This window comes from Citrobacter amalonaticus, from assembly GCF_018252635.1.
GTDB lineage: Bacteria > Pseudomonadota > Gammaproteobacteria > Enterobacterales > Enterobacteriaceae > Citrobacter_A > Citrobacter_A amalonaticus_E.
Genome location: NZ_JAGTXM010000001.1, coordinates 187862 through 206411, shown reverse-complemented (window position 1 = coordinate 206411; position 18550 = coordinate 187862). Strand labels below are relative to the sequence as shown.

Annotated in this window: 13 protein-coding genes; all 13 read right to left on the bottom strand. The window is 51.0% G+C overall.

Features of this window, described 5'->3' with window-relative positions; translation table 11 throughout:
* Position 1: 1 nt before the first annotated feature.
* The 13 genes from tssA to tssH all read right to left on the bottom strand — a co-directional run bounded on the left by tssA (position 2) and on the right by tssH (position 18471).
* On the bottom strand, positions 2-1597 hold the full coding sequence (gene tssA / locus KE671_RS00915; protein WP_206161336.1) for a type VI secretion system protein TssA: 1596 nt from the start codon (positions 1595-1597) through the stop codon (positions 2-4).
* The gene (locus tag KE671_RS00910) at positions 1597-5016 is read right to left on the bottom strand and encodes an ImcF-related family protein (protein ID WP_206161335.1); all 3420 of its coding nucleotides are present in this window, start codon (positions 5014-5016) and stop codon (positions 1597-1599) included. The genes tssA and KE671_RS00910 overlap by 1 nt, the downstream gene beginning before the upstream one ends.
* Positions 5003-6157 carry a hypothetical protein gene (locus KE671_RS00905; RefSeq protein WP_206161334.1) on the bottom strand — a complete coding sequence of 385 codons (1155 nt, stop codon included), beginning with the start codon at positions 6155-6157 and terminating at the stop codon, positions 5003-5005. Before KE671_RS00905 ends, KE671_RS00910 begins: the two co-directional genes overlap by 14 nt.
* Before the next feature lie 3 nt (positions 6158-6160).
* Positions 6161-6427 (bottom strand): PAAR domain-containing protein, encoded by a 267-nt coding sequence (locus KE671_RS00900; protein WP_206161333.1) that lies wholly within the window; start codon positions 6425-6427, stop codon positions 6161-6163.
* A gap of 30 nt (positions 6428-6457) precedes the next feature.
* Positions 6458-7801: a hypothetical protein gene (locus KE671_RS00895; RefSeq protein ID WP_206161332.1), complete on the bottom strand. Its 1344-nt coding sequence runs from the start codon at positions 7799-7801 to the stop codon at positions 6458-6460.
* Between the two features lie 17 nt (positions 7802-7818).
* Positions 7819-8679 carry a formylglycine-generating enzyme family protein gene (locus KE671_RS00890; RefSeq protein WP_206161331.1) on the bottom strand — a complete coding sequence of 287 codons (861 nt, stop codon included), beginning with the start codon at positions 8677-8679 and terminating at the stop codon, positions 7819-7821.
* Positions 8680-8779: 100 nt separating this feature from the next.
* Complete coding sequence (locus KE671_RS00885) at positions 8780-9664, bottom strand: formylglycine-generating enzyme family protein (protein ID WP_206161330.1); 885 nt, start codon at positions 9662-9664, stop codon at positions 8780-8782.
* Between the two features lie 21 nt (positions 9665-9685).
* Positions 9686-11938 carry a hypothetical protein gene (locus tag KE671_RS00880; RefSeq protein WP_206161329.1) on the bottom strand — a complete coding sequence of 751 codons (2253 nt, stop codon included), beginning with the start codon at positions 11936-11938 and terminating at the stop codon, positions 9686-9688.
* A gap of 16 nt (positions 11939-11954) precedes the next feature.
* Positions 11955-14471 carry a type VI secretion system Vgr family protein gene (locus tag KE671_RS00875; protein ID WP_206161328.1) on the bottom strand — a complete coding sequence of 839 codons (2517 nt, stop codon included), beginning with the start codon at positions 14469-14471 and terminating at the stop codon, positions 11955-11957.
* Between the two features lie 76 nt (positions 14472-14547).
* Positions 14548-14757 carry a hypothetical protein gene (locus KE671_RS00870; RefSeq protein WP_206161327.1) on the bottom strand — a complete coding sequence of 70 codons (210 nt, stop codon included), beginning with the start codon at positions 14755-14757 and terminating at the stop codon, positions 14548-14550.
* Positions 14758-14774: 17 nt separating this feature from the next.
* Positions 14775-15191 carry a putative T6SS immunity periplasmic lipoprotein gene (locus KE671_RS00865; RefSeq protein ID WP_206161886.1) on the bottom strand — a complete coding sequence of 139 codons (417 nt, stop codon included), beginning with the start codon at positions 15189-15191 and terminating at the stop codon, positions 14775-14777.
* Positions 15192-15235: 44 nt separating this feature from the next.
* On the bottom strand, positions 15236-15808 hold the full coding sequence (locus tag KE671_RS00860) for a type IV secretion protein Rhs (protein WP_206161326.1): 573 nt from the start codon (positions 15806-15808) through the stop codon (positions 15236-15238).
* Positions 15809-15822: 14 nt separating this feature from the next.
* The gene (gene tssH / locus KE671_RS00855) at positions 15823-18471 is read right to left on the bottom strand and encodes a type VI secretion system ATPase TssH (RefSeq protein ID WP_206161325.1); all 2649 of its coding nucleotides are present in this window, start codon (positions 18469-18471) and stop codon (positions 15823-15825) included.
* Between the last annotated feature and the right edge of the window lie 79 nt (positions 18472-18550).

Genomic DNA, 18550 nt, shown 5'->3' with positions numbered 1-18550 from the left:
TTTAACCGCAAAGCACGGCGGCACGGGCAGGATCGACTGCGATCAACCCAGCGAGTAGCTGGTCCATTGCTGGTGTAAGGCGCACCTTATCAGCCTCACTGCGAACGGCTTTCAGTCTGAGCAGTTTCAGATGACGGGCCTGTACCTCAAACAACAGTTCTGGCTCCCAGTCCGTGAGAGTAACCTCACCAGCTCGAGCGCCCAGTTCAGAAAACAGGTGCATCGCCAGCTCATTTTTACCGTACTGCTCTGCAATGCGTCCCATCACCAGGCGCAGCAGCCACTTCTGACGCGCCGTGGTGACGCCAGGGCGATTCTGTAACCAGCCCAGCGCCGCATCCGGGCCTTCGCTGTCCGCCAGCGTCACAGCTTCTGGCTCCAGTGCCAGGATGTCGTCGTTACCGGCAGTTACCGGGGCTGATGGCGGGTCATTACCCCACCCGCCTGTAGTCTCCAGCACGCTCTGCTGGATCCAGTTCAGCGTCACTTCGTCCGCAAACGGGGTACCGTCACTGAACGCCAGCGTCTCCAGCCCCGACAAGCGAGACAACAGCCCTTTCAGGTCAGCCGCGACAATGTCAGCCAGCGTCTCCTGGCCGGATTTCGTCAGGGACTGGTGGATATACCACTGCAAATCCAGCCACAGGTGATTGGCGCCACGAGAAAATGTACTGTCGGCCGTTTCCAGCATTTCAGTCCAGTTCTGTTGCAAGTAGAGCCGTTTAAGTAACGCCCGCTGGTCTGCTCTGGGCGGTTCGATGCGGGTACGGCCCTGGGCATCCGGGGCCGGAATGGTCCGCAGGGTATCGTGGCGCAGGCTTTTCATCAGATGGTGCGCTGACAGCCAGCCATCGGGCTGTTCGCGCAGGTATTCGGAGAGGGTGCGGGCCTGGGCCAGTAAATCCTGACCGGAGGTGATACGCCCGATGTCCGGGGCATCGCTGTGGCTCGCCGGGGGAGGTGCGTCACTGGTACTGGCGTTCTGCGGCACGACCGCATCCACGCCGCCTGCTTTCTGCAGACGACTATCCAGCGCGCCGTACAGGGCATTAAGTTCCGGACGGGTTTCATCGGGCTCATTTTTGGTCAGTTCTGCTATCAACAGCAGTGCCCCGGTGGTACGCATCGCATCGATCCTGACCACTTCCGGGTACAGGGAAAGAGAGTCACTCATACGCGACCCGGCCAGCCATTCCATTGCCGCCTTACGGCTGCGGTCACGCTGTGGATGAAGTTGCGCGCCGAAACGTTCTATCAACCCGGCCAACAGTTCAAGGCCTTCCGCCAGTCCCTGCTCGCCTTCACGGTGCAGCTTCGCCCAGCAGTACCAGGTTGCCACACGAATATCTTTGGCGACAGTGGTTAGAATCTTTTCTGCATACTGGCAAATAAGCTCCGTGTTGGCGCCAGAGAGCTTATTAATTTCCTCGCGAATCTGCTGGAAGTCATCGTCATAGCCAGGATCCACTCCAACAGGCGATGAGCCAGAAAGCGGTTGTAGCCAGTTATCCCACTGCGCCACCCGTTCACGGGTGGCGGCAAGCAGTGATTCCTGTTCAGTCTGGCAGGCGCTGAGTAATGTATTGAGTGTGCTCATTAATAGGCATCCCCCTCGTCACTGACCATATCTGCCACCGTGTCTGACGGTGCGACGCCGGTGGTACTGAAGATGGTCTCCGGCAGACGAAAATTACGCAATTTCAGCAGCGCCAGCGGGCCCTCGCCGGCTTCAGTACGCAGGGTGTAATTGAGGGTGCGCCCATCCTGTGCTTTCCAGGACAGGCTGTAACTGCTGCCGACTCCCGGGTAAGCATTGACGGTGGCGTGATCCAGCAGGCGTATCCAGCCCCAGCTACCGGGAATATCGGCGTACTGGCGGGTGCCCGCCTGAGTGCTAATCCAGCTCAGGTTTGCCCCGGGTGCTTCCGTATCCGCAGGCCAGGTAAAGCGCTTCCATGCAGGCATCTGGTTGACATAAGTCAGCTTCTGGCTGTCGATAATCATATCGGTCTGCATCACGCCATCGGCGGTACCTGGACGCAACTCGAAATTCATCCCGGCATTGCCTTCGGTGAAGGCTACATCCGAGATGTAACTCAGGGTGTTGATGGCATTAAGAAAGGCCGGGTTAAAAACGAGCCCCTGCGAATTGATACTGTCCGGTACCCAGCGGTTACCTTCCTTATGCAGCACGCCTTTGAGGCGGGTCTGCAGGAACTGGGCGATACGCCCGGAATCCGCGTTGAGGTATTTAGCCAGCAGTGGCAGGGAGACGTCGCTGCTGGATTCGTTGAACGGATAGCGCCCACCAAATGCGGAATTCCACTCAGCAACCACCGCCTGTTGCCACTGGGCATTCAGGCTGTCTGCCGCCGGTGTCAGCACCTGATGCCAGGCCTGCTCCATCGGGTTCACGAACACGGTGCGACCAAAACCACTCCACTCCTGTCCCAGACCGGCGGCAATCAGGCTGCCGTAGTCACGGGTTTCGGTCAGATCCACGGCTTTGCCCTGGAATACGGTCTGGGCGATGGTCTGGGTCATTGCCTGCGGGTCGGCGGCATTGGTCACCTGCTGCAGGCGCAGGCGTACCTGGGTCACGCGGGTCAGGAACGACTGCAGACTTTGATCCTGTGCACCCATGCGGTTCTTGTCCATCAGCGCCAGCACCGGACCGAAGGTCGCATCCAGCGGGCCGTGCGTACCTGCGTTCTGGTCAATGGCATCCTGGCTATCACCACCCAGCAGATTCTTCGCTGATTTGACCAGAGAATCCGAAATAGCGTCCCCGGTTTGCCCGGTACGCCCCTGCACATTCAGGGTGTTCATCAGCGCCACCAGAGGTGACTGACGCACGTCGGCCATCAGGGTCAGTTGGTCAATGGAATCCGACAGCGTAGCAGCCTGGCGAAGCCGCAAGCTGTTGAGAAACTCAAGCCAGGCACCACCAAAATCAGCAAAGTAACGTTCCGTCAGGCGATTTTTCAGCACTTCCGGGGAGGCTTCATCCTGTTTATTCACCTGACGCTTACTGTCCGTGAGCACCCAGTCGAGTTCGTCCCTGCGCGCCTTCACCATGTTCTCTATCGCAGGCTGCACGGCTTGCTCCCATGCCTGACGGGTGAACATCCCCGGCACGACCTCTGTGGTACTGAACAGGCGAGCGGCGTCGGTATCACCGGTCATATCTTCAAGGCGCATGTCGACATACAGGTGCGCCACCTCAGAGAGCATCTTCTGGTACAGGGTAGCTTCACTGTTGCGTACGCCCATCAGGCGAACCAGCAGCGAACGCGCCTGGCTAACCATGTCCTCATCGGCACGGAGCTTCCACTCCGGATGCGCAACCAGCTGTGCGCCATAGAACGACAGCAGTGACGAGGCCATTCCTTGCCAGACACCGCCTTTCACGCCGTCACGCTTCGGCCACTCCTGCAACAACGCAGAGCTGAACCATGCGGCATCCATATGCTCCGGACGCGCCAGCATCAGGTAGAGCTTGAGCTGGTCATAGGCCGCTTTTGCCATCTGCTCACGCAGCGGACTGTCCGGCGGCAGCGCATTAAAGGCATTGAGTTGGGTCTGAAGATGGTTTGCAGCCGCATCACGTAGCAGCGGCAAGGCGCTGTCCTGATAGCGTGGCCAGAGTGCGGCCAGCAGGGCGTTATTCTGACTCAGTCCAGCCTGCTCATACCATGGCACACCGTGCTCAGCACGGTACTGCAGACGAGCCAGCGTTTTCTGCAGTTCAGACAGCGCGTGCAGACGCTGTTCCAGGGGCTGATTCTGTCGGGCAACAAGAGTGACCTGGGCATTCGCACCGTCTATCTGGCTGCGGTTGGTGACATACGCGATGCTCATCCACACAGCCCAGCCCACCATCACCAGGGCGACAACTGACGCAAATACTTTGCGCCATGGAATGCCCGGTTTACGCGGACGCAGCCCGGCAGGAAGCGCCCGGACGGATTCAGGCAGAACATCCCAGCGCTTATCCATGCCCCAGTGGTGCGGCACGGCACGTTCAGCACCGGCTGAGGGCTGACTGAACACCACGCCGGCCAGCGGCAGCGGGCGGTACGGATTGAGCATCACCGACAGCGGTGCAGTCACGCTCTCCGGTTCACGAATAAGTTGGTCGGCAAGCGCCAGCAGGAAGTTATGTTTCACCTCGCCGCAGGTCTGCAGCAGACCCTGTGAAGTCAAATCCGGCGTCAGGGCAGCGAGTTGCTCTGCCAGTCCCTCAGTACGACATCCGGCGGGCAGCAGGCAGCCGGTCGCCTGCGTAATGCGCCCTTCCGGCTTACCGGCGCGCGGATGCAGGGACCAGACATACAGCGGAAGTTTCCAGCCAAGCGTTTCCATACGTGCGCTGATAGCATGAGACAGGGAGTCCATGGTGCTTTCAGACGGTACCGGCAGCGGCAGCTCCAGCCCAGGTGCTGAGAGCTGATCAAAAGCGGAGGTAACCCACACCAGACCATCTACCGGACGGCGGCGAAGTTTGAGCAGCGCGGTCAGCCAGGCACTGTCTGCTGGTGTATTGAGGTCACCGCCCCACAGCAACAGTGTGCCGCGATCTTCCTGCCAGAGCTGGCCTGTCAGACCTGGGGTCAGTTGCTCAACCTCAGCGGAAGTACCTGTTATCAGCAGGATGCGCGTTTTACGCCCCCAGCGTCGGCCGTAGAGTTTGCGCATGGCTGCACGGATGGTGTCGACGGTGACGTTGCGTGGTGCGGTCTGCCTGACGCGGCCTTCATCGGCTGGCAGCACGTTTTGGCGCTTTGCCTGAAAACGATGCCAGCCCTGTTTAATAGCGAGCGTGATGGTTTTGCCATGGCGCAGCATCATCAATAAAATCAGGGCACAGGCAATGACCAGCCCTTTTAGAAATGGGGTATGCAACCCCATCTGGTCTCCGAAGTGCCAGATACCCCAGGCAATCCCCCCTGCCAAAAGCGCGGAGAAACCCAGTCTTCCCCAGCCTCCACGCCATGCTGAATCACCCGTTGTCATCGTTTCGGTTCCCTGTTTGCACTGTATTAATAAATTTCCGCTCACCATCTGTAGAAAGCATCAGACAGTCGGCTTTTTGTATATTCACGATATCGCTGGCTACTGCGGCCATTATCCATGGAGAAAAGGGGCCGCTAAGCCCGGCATATTGTTCCAGCCAGTGGAGTTGTTCAGGTTTCCAGTGACCGCCATAATCTTGTGTCGCTGCGAGCAAATCAGAAAATGCATTACCCCATTCCACTCTGTCGCCGACAATACTGGCGGTGGCACAGGCCTGAGTTTGCGTCGAGAAAAACGTATCCAATGATTGACCGATATGAACCATATCTAACGACATTGGTCGTAGCAGGCAGGCATCATGTGTAAGTTGATATTTAGTGGCAACATCATCTGATGTCAGCAACAAAGAGGCCAGGATGTCGCTGTAACGCCCTTTCCCCTGAGTCTGATGCACCAGAATAAGATCCACATCCAGTGTTGGCGATTTGATCCGTTCTTCCAGCCATATAAAGGTCTTTGCGGCCTGTATATTCAAAGCAGGGACAGGGTGCAAAGGAACTGTGCCCTGCCAGGCCTTTGCAAATTCGTCCTGCAGTTTCAGGGGATCTTCCTGCAAATCCGTCAGCAAAGAGGCATTAAGGGGTAAGTCTGATGGAACCCTGGCCAGGGCATCACTCGCACATTCAAGTAGTTGTGAGAAGAAATTTTCTTGAGCTGGGTGATGAAAATGCCGCGTCAAAGTTGTGTGCTGCATCTGCTCTGCTGAGGCCTGCAAAAAGCGAGATGGCGTCAGAGCCTCCGGAAAAATGACACTGCTATGGAGCACTGCAATGTTTCTCCCGGCCCATTCAGTCCATTGTTGCTGGGCGTAATCAGCCTCATTAGCCTCGAACTCGTGCTTATCAAATGCACTATTGAAGACCCAAGCCCGCAGGCAAAGGAAGAAAAACCAGAAAACTATGGGGCTTGCTGTGACGACCCAAATATTGAATGCCTGTAAAGGCCCTGAAAGCTTATTAGCATGCAGGACGAACAGCATCACACTCCCTACAACTGCAACAACTCCCAACATAAGCCAAAGAACAAAGGAAGGCTCTTCAGGCTTCCTGGATACCGTTGATTTCTGACGCTCCCAGCTCATTAGTTATCCTATTACACAGTCCGGCGCGCTGGATATCAGCTGGCAACCACATTCACAGCGGCAACCATCCACAGCAATCGCTTTACCGTCTGAAGACCATTCAGGCGAACCTTCAATAATGGTATTAACACCATGTCCTTCTTTCGGACAGCTAACTTTGTCTCCGATCAGTGCAACCTTTTTACCATTAACAATCATGGTCGATGACGCTGAAAGCACCTGCCCCCCATGTGTAGTTTTATCACCGAGTAATATGAATCCTTTGGACATGACAATCTTCCTTTTGCTATAAAAAAGTAATTAATTGACTGGCTGTACATTTTCAATAACCGTCCAGAAAACCAGAGTCGGATCTTTCTCTGCCGATATCTTCACAAATTGCTGAGATTCAATAGTTCTTATTTCCAGAACAATGGCATCAACACCAGTTCTTGCCGAGCCACAGTTCTTTTCGTCAGGAGAGTTATTCAAATCCTTACAAACCATATAATCACCCAGCACTTTCACAGCACCACCTTTCTTTGGGCTGGATAGTTTGGGTTCTACAAACGGATAAGCAGCATCACCGTGCGAAACCGTAACCGCACCATTCATTTCACCTTTAACATCAAAGGAGGTGACATTAAAACCACCAGAAAGATCTATTTTTATTAAATATCCCTTATCTGTAGTCACGGAATAAAAGTAGTCATCACCGGCTGGGTATTGTACAGTCTCTAATCCTGCATCGTATTTATTAAAAAGTAATTTGTAGTTATCACTGCTGCTTTCAGAATTATTTCCTGATGCAGCATTCACTGTGTAAACATACCATGCAGGCTTTGCTTTTCCCTCAAGAAGCAGTGCAATTTCATGCCCACCATCAACAATATAAAATTGTTTTACTTTATACTTAACCCCATCCAAATAAGGCAATAAAATATTATTAACATTTCCACTCTGCACATTAATTGACAATATCGCAGAGAACCCATACCCATCATTATCTTCAACAGATGCAGTTGTGTATAAAGTGTCTCCATTATCAGAAAGAGAGGCAAAATCGCCAAGTGATTTAAGTGAATAATTTATGCTTTTTGGAAAATGGACCACTGTCAGCTTATTACCCTTCATGCTCTTTGATAAAAGAGAAAAGTGCTTATCAAAAAGAGCAATGGTTACATTATTTTTATCGTTAAAGAAAACTCGGTGAGCTTTCTCTGAGGCTTTGCTTGCTGCCCCGGAAAACATGATTCTGGATACAGGGGTGTCAATGTTGTAAGAATAAAAACCATTCCCGTCAGTAAAGATACAATGGCCATCACTTGAAGAAATGATAACATTATTCATGGGGGCAACGTTGGAGTACACATCTCTCGGTCGAAACTGTATTCTCTTAACCCCGGACTTAACGTCAGCAGCCCATAGATAATGACTTGCTCCACCTACCCCACCACAGATAACCCCGGTAGTCGCATTGAAATCCATGCCGCCGGATAAATTGTATCCAATTAGCATTCGATCTTTAACATCTGGACCATCCCATAAGTACAGATTGAGGTTCTTAATATCTCTAACAAGATAATACTGGTTACTCGCAAGAGAATTTAATGAAAAAAGCAATGTACAAAAAACAACAAGAACTTTAGGGAGTGTTAATTTCATACATAAATCCATTTTATCTAGTCGTTAACTACACACCGAAAAACACCATCGTCATAATCATGATCGTCTTCTGATTTTGGACTTGGTGGTGAAGATTGCCTGAACATCGTTAACGCATATTGGTCATCCCCACCAACAGCTCCGCGTAGAACTTTCTTTTCTCCTTTTGCTGGCCCCTGAGGATTTTTGACTGGAGAATGTGAATAGTAATCTAATGAATACCAGTCATTGGTCCATTCTTTTCCACTTAATCCCATATCATAAAGGCCCAAAGGATTTGGTGGATATTTACCTACTGGATAAATTGGAAGCCCTAACCCACCAGTATATTTATCTAACTCATCATAAGTTGGATAATTTCTGCCACGCTCAATCTTTCCATTATCAGTTGCAAAGGGTAAATATTTGCCTTCTGAACGTGCGGCATACTCCCATTGAGCTTCGGTAGGTAAATCAACTTTTTTGCCTGAGTGCTCTCCAAGCCATAAGCAATAATCTTTTGCCTGCTGCCACGTCGCGATCGCCGAGTAATCATCTCCAAGCAGCAGCGGATAGTCTTTGGTAAAAGAACTAATAGGCGGTCGTTTTTTACCGGTTATTTCAAGATACGCATTGTAGTCTTTATTCGTTACCTTATATTTCGATATCATAAAGTTGCTAAGCATCACTTTATGTAATTTCTTATCATCTTGCTGAATACTATAAGGTATATGCTCACCAACCAGAGGACCAAAGTCGCCCATCATAAACTCTCCGCCTTTAACAGCGACCATATTTGAGATTGATTTTTCAACTAACTTACTGGCTAGCTCTGATTTTTTGGAGGAGTTGTCACAGGCGGCAAGAGTGAAAGCGAGAAGAATAATTATTTTTTTCACATACCTATCCTTTAAAAAGATGCCATACAGTGTTTCGCAAATCGATTGACAAAATTGCAACAAGCCATTAAATAATGAAAATAACAGATACCATTAACAATTATTCGTTAACTACACATCGAAAAACATACGTTTGACTGACACCATATTTTTTATAGTCATCCACTCCATCAGGTATCGGAGGGGATGACTGCCTGAACATAGTTAATGCATATTGACGATCGCCACCGACATACCCACGTAAAACTTTTTCTGTTCCTTGTTTTGGTCCTTGAGGATCTTTTTCTGGTGAGATTGAATAATAATCTTTTGAATACCAGTCATTAGTCCATTCAGAGCCACTTAAACCCATATCGTAGAGCCCTAAACCATTTGGAGGATACTTACCTACAGGATATACGGGAAGTCCAAGTCCATCAGTATATTTATCTAATTCGTCTTGGCTGGGTAAGTTTACTCCTGGTTCAAACTTACCATTATTGGTCGCAAAAGGATGATATTCCCCTCGAGATCTTGCAGCATATTCCCATTGGGCTTCTGTAGGCAAATCAACCTTTTTTCCTGATTTTTCACCAAGCCACATACAATAATTCTTGGCTTCCTGCCAGATCACACCTGCTGGGTAATCTCCTTTTTTAAGTGATGGATGACGTTTTGCCATTACGTCTAACGGTGGTTTGTCCTTCCGTACAGCTATTAAATATTTATTAAAATCTTCATTAGTAACTTTAAATTTAGATATCTCAAAATCACTCAAAACAATCTTGTGTAATCTCTTATCATCTTGCTGTATGCTGAAAGGTATTTTATCGCCCACTAACGGACCAAAATCCCCCATTAAAAAATTGCCACCATGAACAGGCACCATATTTGACATTGACTTATCAACAAGGCTCTTTGTAATTTCAATGCCATCAGAAGAATTTGCGGAATCACAGCCAGTCAGTAGCAATACCAACACAGTAGTCGATATAATTCTGTTCATATTAAGTCCTTAGTTATTACATCACGCAAGCATAGTATCGGCTGGATGTTGATCATCAATCATAGCCAGCAATTCCAACATCTCGTTCTCAGGAATGGGTTTAAAGGGCTCATCTGGGCTAACCGATAAAGGCAACCGATTATATAACAGAGTCAATTTCTCGCCATAATTAGTATAGAAAAATAAATTTCGCTCACCAATACCTAAAAACTTAACAACATCTTTTTCATTATATTCTTTATTCCCTTTTGATTCACCGGGGGACAAAGTAAGATGTTGCATCACATTACTATAATCAGCCTTACTTTGTACCCATTTAAGTGCTTTGAAAATAGTTTGCTTTCTTTTTTTCAACGGCCCAAATTTCCAGCTATTTACTGAAAAGAAGTCGTTATTTTGATTTCTAGGATCCAACCAATCAGCCCAGTTAACATCAATCAGCATTGCTATAACTGCACCTTTTGTTTCAGGAGGAGTATACTTTAACTGGTCGGGATTGTCATAAATGCTGTTCATTAAATTGACTCGCTTACTTTCATCTTGAATATCTTTTTCAAGACGCTGTAATGTTGCAGCCATATTTTTAAGCATCGCCTCTCCAGTTTGAATACCTTGAGCAGCCATAATTAATGGGATTGCACATAAAGTACGAAATGAATCACCTTCCATCATTTGCTCTAACTTCTGATAATCCACATTTCTTAGCATATACATAAAGCTTTTCATAAATGCCGCAAATGAATTACCGTCAACTTCAAAGCCTAAAGACCCTTTAGCACCAACACCCCAGCAAAGAGCGGCTTTGCAATATATTCTGAAGCGGCTGTTAATATATGTTACGTAGAAAACTGCAGTCCCTCCTGCCCCAGCCTGTGCAGTTACCCCAAGAGTCAGTTTGGCAATCGCAGTAAACTTCGCCTCTTTATTCACAATTTGCTTGTTACTGTCTTGAACATTTTTCTTGCCATCATCGGGATGTGGATCAAACCATTCAATAGCACCGCTGACATTCCCTCCTGCCTGAACACCAGCAAAAGCGCCAATTTCCCCCCCTGCCTGAACATCCGGCTGGGGAAGGGTCAAATTAATCTGCCTCTGACCAGGTGGTGGCGGTGGAATCAGGCGTGCCGGGCTTCCCTTAATTCCATAGCCCTTTGCCATTTCGCCACTAAAATCGGCTTCTACACCCAGCTCAATCCCCAGGCTTGCCCCGGCGTTACCGGATAACACCGCATTAATCGTGTAACGAATAGCCCCCATATTACAGACACCACCTGCTACACCCGCAGTTGCTTTGGCAGGAAACAACAATGCAATACCAAGTCGATCGGGAATAAAAAGCTCAGCGGACGCTTTTGCCTCACCCAATGCAAAACTTGAATGGCCTTCCATCTTCGCGGAGGCTTTCTTTTCTAAAGGGTTAAATTCAGCAGACAACCCGGCCCCCTGGCTATATCGCATCAGTTGAGCTTGTGCGCTGATGTCGACATATTGATGATAAGTAGACTCATCGTCGGGCTTATCATTTTCTTTGGGCCATGTGAGCCCTTTATTCATTTTTTTCGCCCAGTCAGTAAGCACAACATTACTGTCTTCTATTAGTTCATCTTCAAACTTAAGACTGACCGACGCTTCTTTTAATTGCTTTTTTAACTCTTCGGTATCAATTTTCCCCGAGCGAACTGTTTTTTTCGTTTCATTCCCATTAGCATCAACGCCAGTAACTTCTTTATCTGTATATTTAATGAAGCTGGCCTCACCGCTTTCCTTATCGACCTCACTGAGCTTGTACTTCCGCCAGTGACTGCGAATTTTATCGGAGCGGACATAAGTACTCTTGAATCCGGTAGTCTTCTGAAGAGGAATCAACTCCATAAGACCGATAGCTGAACCCTTTGAATTCTCATCAAGCAATTCCCCCTCGGGAACCTTTGCAGTCAGACTTTTAAGTTCTGCCTTTAATTTTTCGTTAGCGTCATTGAGTTGTTGATAGGTACTCTGAAGTTTGCTGTCATAAGCACGTTGCGGTTGTTTGCCTGCCTGAGTCAACATTTCGAAATTGAGTTCATCCAGAGCAATCTGCGCTTTCTTCTGATTTTCCAGCAACGCTGTCATTTTCAGCTGTTCCTGTATGAGTAAGCGGTTATCTTTTGCATCAACGCAAAGTAACGTTGCACTGCCCGGATGAAAATAAACCTGAGGCCCGATTTCTCCCTCAACAACAGTGTTTTTACTCACGTTATCCAGACTACTTTGCTGCGTACCTTTGGTCATTTTCTAACTCCCTGAATTAGCCACCGAGCAGTTCAATATTGATTTTGCTTTTTGCCGCACCGAATATTTCAGCCGTCTTACCTTCGCTATCAGTGCGCCCTTCATAAACAGAACCATCAGCAGTGGTTATCCGGTATCGCGTGTTAGCCAGGATATCGCCAGATTCCTTATCTTGTGCAACAAAGTTCTCGCTATACCCTTGCGGAAGTTCCGGTTTAGGTGCGTCATAATCCGCACTTCCCATTTTCTGAACGTTGGCACACTTCAGTAAAATATTGCCCGGGGCCCCGAGCTCCATATTTCCACCTGCCAGCTTCATAAATGCACCGTCACAGTTAACAACCAGCTCTGTTGCACCCGTGATGACTACTTTGCCTTCCACACTGGTCACCGTGACGTCTTTTTTCGCAATAGCCTCAAGCGCATCATCCTGTGCCTGAATTTCAATTTTTCCCTTAGCGGCAAAAAGTTTCATTCCGGCTTTTCGGGCCAGCATACTCACTGCTTCACCCGCAGCCACAGTAAAGCGCTTGAGCGCGCTGATATCAGTATTTTGCTGGGACATGATCCCTACACTGGCTGCACCAGAAGCTACACGCACAGCCTGAGGACTGGTGATACTCACCCCTTCAGGCGCATTCAATATGATCCCCGGTTTAGCGAGCTCTTTGAGAGCTGCGTTAAGAGTCTGCTGACTCGCAGTATCTGCTGGAAGGGCATCGGCCCCTTCAGCAGCAGATGACAAACTTTTTGCAATCGTCAGAGCATTTTCCAGTTGGGCAATGGCCTCCTTCATGGAGAGCATCTTGTCCCCGGCGAGTGTTTGCTTATCTGCTGTGATAAATACCCCAGCCCCACCGCGAATGGAAACGTGTCGGTCAGTACGAAGCTCTGCACCTTCGCCGCGAAGTTTCCTGGATGCGTCTACATTATGACCTAAATTAAGCTGCGTCTTGCCCCCGTATTCGGTACTGATCTTAACGTGCTCCTCGCCGCGCTTATCTTCCATCCGCAGCTTGTTCAGGCCGGCTGTACGGATAACGTTACGCGTGCTGTTTAGTTCAGTGACATGGTCAACATGGCGGGAGTCGTGGAGGGCATGAGCAATATACGGACGATCCGGATCGCCTTCATGGAAGGCAATGGCGACTTCAGTACCCTGTATCAGCGGAAAGTGGAAGCCGTACTTGTCACCACCGTAAGGTTTGGCAAAACGCACCGGCATGCTTTCCATGCCCTGGCGTTTATCGTCGCGGTCAGCATCAAACTTCACCCGGTACATGCCGGAAGCATCCTGCCAGGCGTAGATATCGTTATCCTTGGCGCTGGTCACGCGCGCCATCAGGGTGCCGCTGACCACCGGGCGCTTTTTGAGCTCCGGACGCCAGCAGCGGTTCTCGTAGTAAGGCATCCCTTCCCACGTCACAAGCAGGGCATCTTTACGGCTGGCTATATAGCCCGTGCGGGTAATGACGACGCCATTTTCCGTTTCACGGGGTAACGTCGGCGGTATGGCCGTTTCGGTGATGGTCAGCACCTGGGCCGGACCGAGGGTATAGTCGGTACTGCTGCCGGTCACCGTGGTCTGGGTGGACAGGAAGCGCTCATGCTCCAGGCGCGCCCAAAAGTTACCGGTTTCTGCCGTCGGGTTAATTTTGTCGCCTCGCTCAAGGTGACGCGGGCGGTAGTGATAAACGTCACCATAGGTAATCCCCTCACCATCGCCGCGGGTCATGTCCGCCGGAACGGACGTCAGGATGTTCTGCGCCTCCCGGTGGTTATAATCACTGGCGGTAACCGAACGCTCCACCACATTGTGCCGGACGTTGATGCCCCACACTGAATCCACCGCATTATCATTCGTCCCCGACGGGCTGTTGAGCGGCAGCGTTTTACCGAACGTCCAGGCGCTTTGCTTGTCCGCAAAGTGCACCACTTCAGTCCGGGTGTCGGGCTGCAGAGTGAAGAAGTAAAATATCCCCACTTCGGCCAGCAGGCGTTCAATAAACGCCAGGTCACTTTCCTGATACTGGTTAATCTGTTCCCGCTTTGGATAGTCGGCTTTGAGGGTGAACTCATACTCCCAGCCTTTCAGACCATGCTCCGTGAGCACCTCTGCCACCACTTCCGGGACCGATTTGTTGACGAAAAAGCGGTGGGTACGGAATTGCTTACGCAGCAAAGACAGGAACGGCTCAATAATAATCTGGTACGTCGCCTGGTCACGTGAGCCACTGATACGCTTAAAATGCGTCACCACGCCATGCACCACTTTCTGCCCGGTCAACCCCATCAGAGGCCCGGTTCCCATGGTCAGTGTGGCAGGTTTGGTCAACAATTGCGCTGAACTGATATTCTGATCGCTGCTGGTAAAGATAACGTCGTAGTAGTAGAGCTCACTCATGAACTCCTTACCGTTAAACTCTTCCACATCCAGTGAAGCTGTGCAGGACGGAATATCCAGGCGATAGCGGTTCAGCCCGCCTTCAGTTAGCGCAGACAGGGTGTTCTTAAGCGTATCTGTCAGACTCATGATATTGACTCCATGGGATAACCTGCAGTCCATGACTTTCTTGCCGACGGGCAAGTAACAGGTTTAATCAGGGTGCTCAGCGAGTACGAAAAAGCGTGATTACGGCTCCAGCCCCGAGGGTACAGGCGAGGGTTTTCATCAGCAAAACGGTCATTTCAAAATTATTCATGCCGTATTCGCCGTCGCCGCTAATGGGGGTAAAGCGCTTAACAAATGTGTAAAAACACGTATCCGGAAGAAACAGCACTCCCGCAACCACTAAAGTTAAAAAGATAAAAACCTTCATGGCGTTATACCGGGACACTATTCAGAGACTTCAATCGAGCCATATGGCCTTGATATTTCGCGATCGGTCAAAGGAAAGTTATATACTTGGGTTTTATTAACACCTATACCGACAACGAAATTCCGGGGTTCATCTTTGTTGCTTGCTGAATGAAGCACGAATTCAATAATGTATTTATTACCATCCATGAAATGGTGGTAAGACGGAGGAATGCACAATGCACCATCAACAATCTTAAGTCCTGGCGAGAAGTTGAATTTTTTCTCTCCAGGCGGCGTTCCCCGAAGATTGATCCCCATGTCTGCAGGCTGATAATCTCGCGCATCATTAATACTCATGCAGACGTCATTACCCTGCCTGCTCACCTGTGCAGTTTCATCCAGGCTCATTCTGTCGCCAGGCCCTGGGCACCCTGTCAGGACTACCGAAGACATGCCTAATGAAACGATAAAGATAATTTTTCGAAAATGGCTCACGCTTACCATGGGAAACCTCTCAGAGAATTTTTATACCCTTCGCGTATTACCGCCTCAGACGTGTCACCATCAAGCGTAATATCGGGATATTTTTTATTTTCAAGGTGCCACCAGATTTCATAGCCAAATGTCTGTAAAACAAAATTATCGGCAATAATCTGTGCCTGCTGCTCCATCGGATAGTCACTCAGCAGGCGACCATCAAGCGTATAGCGATAACTGACAAGCCAGCTCACAAGCCCTCTTCCAATAACATTCATTCCTTTTTCACGCTGCCAGACATGACTCATTTCGTGAATAAACATATGTTGAAGCGAATACGTCGACTGTGAAAAATCATCCCGGTACTGATTAATGAAATATATTTCACCATTTGGCGTCATTGCCGTATTGGCATCCTGTGCATTAAACGGCAGATAACTGCCATGATGAATTTTCACCTTCTCATAATCGATCCGGTTACCGAATACCGTTCTGGCTAAGGCGACTTCCCCAGCGGTCAGTTTTCTGACGGAATCGTCGTCCTGATTCTTGTCGTCCTTCTTTTTCTTCTTGCTGGCATCATGAATGGTCATTCCCTGCCTCCGGATTAGCGTTCAGTCGCGCCTGAAAATTCCAGCCCAATCCCTTCTTCCTCACTCCAGCTAAGGCATAGCGATTGTGGTTTTTGTCTGGCGGCCATGTGGGTCAGCAGCAGCTGGCTCAGCACCGGCAGAATTTGTTGATTGAGCAGACTGTCGACGTTGCGCGCGCCAGTATCCGGCAGCAGACAGGCGGCGGTCAGTGCGTCGTAGAGGCTCTCGTCAATCTGCGTGGTCAGGCCGTAGTGACGATGTAAGCGCTTGCAAACCTGCGAAAGCTTCATTTCCACGATGGTGCGCATGGCAGCTTCTGCTAACGGACGATAAATCACAGTCTGGAAGCGGGCGAGCAGTGCCGGCTGGAAGTGATCGCGCAAAATCGGGCGCAGCAGTTCGTGCAGGTCTGCTTCGGTGGCTTCCGGGTTTTCATCCAGCAGCTGCATCAGATGGTCACTGCCGAGATTGGAGGTCATCAGAATGACGGTGTTACGGAAGTCGATTTCGCGCCCTTCGCCATCGCGCATAAAACCTCGGTCGAACACCTGATAGAACAGGTTCATCACGTCGCGGTGTGCCTTTTCCACTTCATCGAGCAGTACCACGCTGTACGGGCGCTGGCGCACCGCTTCGGTCAGAATGCCGCCCTGACCGTAGCCAACATAGCCCGGAGGCGAGCCTTTCAGTTGGGAAACGGTATGCGGCTCCTGGTATTCCGACAGGTTGATGGCGATTAAGGATTTTTCGCCACCATACATCACGTCGGCCAGCGCCAGCGCGGTTTCAGTTTTGCCCACCCCGCTCGGGCCAACCAGCAGGAACACGCCCTGCGGGCCGTTCTCGGACGTCAGCCCGGTTTTCGCGGCGCGCAGGCGCTGAGCGATGGCGTTCAGGGCAGTGTCCTGGCCCACCACGCGTTTGCCGATTTCGTTTTCCAGCGTCAGCAGTTCGGTCTGCTCATCTTTCATCAGTGACGACAGCGGCACACCCGTCCAGTCTGCAATCACGGTGGCCACAGTGCGCACGTCCACATCAACGGAGAGCAGCGGGTTGCTGTGCTGTATTTGACTGAGCTCCTGTTGCAGCGCGTGTGTTTCACTCTGGCGGGAAATATCCTGGCGGCTTTCCAGCAGCTTTTCGGTAAGTGTGAGCTCTTCTCCGTACCGGGTTTCCAGTTCGTCGAGTTCCACAATCAGCGCGTTCTCTTCCCGTTCGATGGCCGTCAGGCGTTCACCGTGTGAATGATTACTCACCGCAATATCTTCCAGCAGCGCCTGCTTCTCCATTTCCAGCGACGTCATCTGCGCGCGGATGCGGGTCAACTGTTCCGGCACCGTATCAAGGCTCATGCGCACGCGGGCGCTGGCGGTATCAAGTAAATCTACCGCCTTATCCGGTAGCTGGCGACCAGTCAGATAGCGGCGGGAAAGCGTGACCGCCGCACGAACCGCGTCGTCGGTGATATGCACGTTGTGGTGTTCGGCATAGCGGGATTTCAGGCCTCGCAGCATCAGACACGCCGTGTCGTCATCCGGCTCGTCCACTTTCACCATCTGGAAGCGGCGCTCCAGCGCAGCGTCGCGCTCGAAGTATTGTTTGTATTCAGACCAGGTGGTGGCTGCGATGGTACGCAGTTCGCCACGCGCCAGGGCCGGTTTCAGCAGGTTAGCGGCATCGGCGCCGCCAGCCTGGTTGCCTGCACCGATAATGGTATGCGCTTCATCGATAAACAGCAAAATCGGTACCGGCGACTGTTGTACCGCATCAATGACGTTTTTCAGGCGCTGTTCAAATTCGCCTTTCACACCTGCACCCGCCTGCAGCAGGCCGAGGTCAAGGGTACGCAGGATGACTGGCTTGAGAGATTCAGGCACGTTGCCCTCTGCTATACGCAGCGCCAGGCCTTCAACCAGGGCCGTTTTACCGACACCCGGTTCGCCGACCAGAATCGGGTTGTTCTTGCGACGACGGGAGAGAATATCCACCATCTGGCGAATTTCGGTGTCGCGGCCGAAGACCGGGTCGATTTTGCCCTCTTTCGCTTTGGCGGTGACGTCGAGGGTGAATTTATCCAGCGCATTCTGCAGCGCCGGATTGAGTTCACCTTCCTTCATATCCGCACAGACCGGGCGACCGACAAATTCCACATCCCCGCTATGGCTCTGTGCCAGTTCCGCTTCCTGCTGCATCTCCGGGCGTTCGTCGGACTGTGCATCGAGCAGCAGACGCAGGCGCTCAAGCTGGCTCTGACCTAATGTCAGCAGCGGCCACAGACCATCGCAGTGGATAAGCTTCGGGCTCTCAATCAGCGCCATCATCAGATGCAGACTGCGGATTTGTTCCTCACCCTGCAATGACGCTGCCATCCATGCCTGCTTCAGCAGCGTGTTGAGAGAATTTGCCAGTTGTGGGCGGCTGCGCACCGAACGCGGAAGCCCGTCCAGCCAGCCCAGCAGCGCTTGCCACATGCCGTCCATATCCCACTCGTAGCGGCGCGCCAGCACCGTGAGGTCGCCTTCCCCCTGCTCCAGCAGCTTCAGCAACCAGTGCTCCGGCAGAATTTCCGCATGCGCACGGGTCTGACACAGGGACGCGGCGCCTTCCAGCGCGCGGGCGCAGTAAGGATTAAGGCGACGTAACAGGACGGCTGAGTTTTCCATTTTTCTCTCTCTTGATGATTCCCGGGCACGCTACCGCCCTTCGCTGTTCCCTGTTCATCAGGAACCCAAAGCGCATCAG

Bases quoted from the DNA above. Each gene is read 5' to 3' on its own strand.
- tssA (WP_206161336.1), bottom strand. From the start codon at position 1,597: ATGAGCACACTCAATACATTACTCAGCGCCTGCCAGACTGAACAGGAA.
- KE671_RS00910 (WP_206161335.1), bottom strand. From the start codon at position 5,016: ATGACAACGGGTGATTCAGCATGGCGTGGAGGCTGGGGAAGACTGGGT.
- KE671_RS00905 (WP_206161334.1), bottom strand. From the start codon at position 6,157: ATGAGCTGGGAGCGTCAGAAATCAACGGTATCCAGGAAGCCTGAAGAG.
- KE671_RS00900 (WP_206161333.1), bottom strand. From the start codon at position 6,427: ATGTCCAAAGGATTCATATTACTCGGTGATAAAACTACACATGGGGGG.
- KE671_RS00895 (WP_206161332.1), bottom strand. From the start codon at position 7,801: ATGAAATTAACACTCCCTAAAGTTCTTGTTGTTTTTTGTACATTGCTT.
- KE671_RS00885 (WP_206161330.1), bottom strand. From the start codon at position 9,664: ATGAACAGAATTATATCGACTACTGTGTTGGTATTGCTACTGACTGGC.
- KE671_RS00880 (WP_206161329.1), bottom strand. From the start codon at position 11,938: ATGACCAAAGGTACGCAGCAAAGTAGTCTGGATAACGTGAGTAAAAAC.
- KE671_RS00875 (WP_206161328.1), bottom strand. From the start codon at position 14,471: ATGAGTCTGACAGATACGCTTAAGAACACCCTGTCTGCGCTAACTGAA.
- KE671_RS00870 (WP_206161327.1), bottom strand. From the start codon at position 14,757: ATGAAGGTTTTTATCTTTTTAACTTTAGTGGTTGCGGGAGTGCTGTTT.
- KE671_RS00865 (WP_206161886.1), bottom strand. From the start codon at position 15,191: ATGTCTTCGGTAGTCCTGACAGGGTGCCCAGGGCCTGGCGACAGAATG.
- KE671_RS00860 (WP_206161326.1), bottom strand. From the start codon at position 15,808: ATGACCATTCATGATGCCAGCAAGAAGAAAAAGAAGGACGACAAGAAT.
- tssH (WP_206161325.1), bottom strand. From the start codon at position 18,471: ATGGAAAACTCAGCCGTCCTGTTACGTCGCCTTAATCCTTACTGCGCC.